This window comes from Planococcus glaciei (genome assembly GCF_900099655.1).
Lineage (GTDB): Bacteria > Bacillota > Bacilli > Bacillales_A > Planococcaceae > Planococcus > Planococcus glaciei.
In genome coordinates this window covers 1-2,599 of sequence record NZ_FNDC01000029.1, presented here as the reverse complement: position 1 = coordinate 2,599, position 2,599 = coordinate 1, and the positions used below count along the sequence as shown (strand labels likewise).

General features: G+C 45.9%; 3 protein-coding genes. 1 reads left to right on the top strand and 2 read right to left on the bottom strand.

The features are described 5' to 3' along the window. Window positions 1-400: 400 nt before the first annotated feature. Window positions 401-1,489: a M42 family metallopeptidase gene (locus BLQ32_RS19515; protein WP_074511885.1), complete on the bottom strand. Its 1,089-nt coding sequence runs from the start codon at window positions 1,487-1,489 to the stop codon at window positions 401-403. Window positions 1,490-1,560: 71 nt separating this feature from the next. Continuing rightward, window positions 1,561-2,046, bottom strand: coding sequence for a dUTP diphosphatase (locus BLQ32_RS19510; RefSeq protein WP_074511883.1), 486 nt, complete (start codon window positions 2,044-2,046; stop codon window positions 1,561-1,563). Between the two features lie 93 nt (window positions 2,047-2,139). Between BLQ32_RS19510 and BLQ32_RS19505 the strand changes: the two genes are divergently transcribed. Further along, window positions 2,140-2,532: a sigma-w pathway protein ysdB gene (locus BLQ32_RS19505; RefSeq protein WP_074511881.1), complete on the top strand. Its 393-nt coding sequence runs from the start codon at window positions 2,140-2,142 to the stop codon at window positions 2,530-2,532. Window positions 2,533-2,599: the final 67 nt, after the last annotated feature.

The window sequence follows — 2,599 nt, the reverse complement described above, 5'->3', positions numbered from 1 at the left end:
AAAGCCGGAATTTATCCGGCTGCCCCACCTGTAAAGTAGCTCACGTGGGGAATTTTATTCCGGCTATAATGGGGAAAATTAAACCGGCATTGACAAAGCATTCCAGCGCTTCTATTTCCGACAGCAAACTCACTTCTTTTTTGTCCATAAAACACCTCCTAATAGATAAAGTAAACCAGTCCCAAGGCTGTTTCAAACTATATTTTTAATGATTATTTTTGATCCTATTTCTTTAATTAAATTCGATGTTTGTCTGAAGATACATACTTGAGTTAATTGTTGCTGCGCTTTACTTGAGACAATCAAATACACTTGCAAAATAAGAAAATCACTTGTGGCAAATACCGGTTTACTTTCACCAATAAAAAAACCCCCGCAAAAAGCGGAGGTTTCCAATCGCTCACTCAAACGTAATACGAGCGACTGTGTCTTTATCCAATTTCTTGATCACTTCGATGATCAGCTTCACTGCATTTTCGTAGTCATCGCGGTGCAGGATGCCTGCGTGCGAATGAATGTAGCGGGTAGCGACGCCGATTGCAAGAGACGGAACGCCGTTTGCCGTCAAGTGAATCGACCCTGCGTCCGTTCCGCCGCCAGCGATGGTTTCGAACTGGTACGGGATGCCGGCTTCTTCTGCCGTATCAACCACAAGTTCGCGCAAGCCGCGGTGAGACACCATCGATGCATCGTATAACAGGATTTGCGGGCCAGCGCCCATTTTGCTGGTGGATTCCTGGGAAGTGATTCCCGGTGTATCGCCGGCAATGCCGACATCAACGGCGAAGCCGATATCCGGCTGGATGTAAGCTGCTGCTGTTTTCGCACCGCGAAGGCCGACTTCTTCCTGGACAGCTCCCACTCCGAAAACAATATTCGGGTGATCGACGCCTTTCAGACCTTTTAAAACATCAATGGCAATGGCACAGCCAATGCGGTTGTCCCAGGCTTTTGCCAAAAGCATTTTTTCGTTGTTCATGACGTGGAATTCGAAATACGGAGTGACCATATCTCCTGGAGCCACGCCCCATTCTTTCACTTCTTCGCGTGAAGAAGCACCGATATCGATGAACATGTCTTTGATTTCCACCGGTTTTTTGCGTGCTTCCGGCGAAAGGATATGCGGCGGCTTCGAACCGATGACGCCGATGACTTCTTTGCCGCTCCGCGTAGTGATGGTGACACGCTGTGCAAGCATTACCTGTGACCACCAGCCCCCGACTGTCTGGAATTTCAAGAAGCCTTTGTCATCGATTTGCGAAATCATAAAGCCGACTTCATCCAAGTGGCCAGCTACCATGATTTTCGGGCCGTCCGCTGCGCCTTCTTTGCGCGCGATCAAGCTGCCCAGACCATCCATTTCGACAGAATCAGCATATGGTGCTATGTATTTTTTCATGACTTCGCGTGATTGGCGCTCGTTTCCGGCAATGCCGTTCGCATCGGTCAATTCTTTGAGCATACCTAATGTTTCATCCATTTTCGTCATTAATTCGACCCCCTAAATAGTTGTACTCGTTTATTATAAATCAAAGACCGTACATTATCAAAAAATTTCCACTAGTAGCCTTCGTGTTGGCGGTCATAATTTTTCTGGTTCTTGCCGATGTACGCTTCCAGTACTTCGTCGTAAGTAAATCCGAGCGACGTGGCAATGGCGCCGTACCAGCTCCAGATATCCTGGTAATTCCCCATCGAATAGTCTTCCGCAAACTTGTGGATAGCTGCTTGTGTTCCTAAAAACAGTTCAGTCAACTCACCGATTGCAACGGGCTCCGGCCAGTTTTCCAGGTTGTTTAAGTCTTTTTCAATGCCAAGCGATAAAAGAAAATGGATCGAGTCCACGTACTCTTCGAGGATCACTTCTTTTTCAGACGGCCCTTTTGTGCTCCAGAACTTAAAGCAGCGGGTTTCATTGGCCAGTTCCGCAAGCTCCACCAACAATGCCAGGCATTTTTTGCGGAACACATCTTCCTTAATTCCCTGGTTTTCCTGGATAAAGCGGTCCAGTTCTTCCTGCATCACAAATAACTTTTGCAAATTCATAAAAATTCTCCTTTTTTGAATAAAATCTTGAAACCAAAATACTTTTCATCCGTATATTATACATTAGAACAACTCGAGACAGGGGGACTTCATGTGGCTTTTTTAATCCGCATCATTGTTATTGCCATCATAATTTATGCATTTTACCGGTTGCTCCGCTATATTCTGGACCCGATGCGAAAACTGGATGCGGCTGTTGAAAACGGCTCTTATTATTTTTACGATGACGTGAATAATGTCCGGAAGAATTTTTTCATTGCCATGCGCGGCGTGGTGTTTGAAGGGGAAAAGTATTTGGGGACGACAGAGGATGCGTTTGAAGTGGTGTCCATTTTTGTCTGGACCGAAAATCCGGATAAGCTGCAGGGATTCAGCAAAGAAGACTTCTATTTCCTCCAAAAAGAAATATCCATGAATTATCCGGATGCCCAGATTAACTGGAAAAATCCGATTGAGCAATTAAATCGAGTAGGAGGGAGTGATTAACTCCCGACCTCTCACACCACCGTACGTACCGTTCGGTATACGGCGGTTCAATTAAGATGGATGACGC

Excerpts from the sequence above, each read along its gene's own strand:
- BLQ32_RS19515 (WP_074511885.1), bottom strand. The coding sequence starts at position 1,489 with ATGACGAAAATGGATGAAACATTAGGTATGCTCAAAGAATTGACCGAT.
- BLQ32_RS19510 (WP_074511883.1), bottom strand. The coding sequence starts at position 2,046 with ATGAATTTGCAAAAGTTATTTGTGATGCAGGAAGAACTGGACCGCTTT.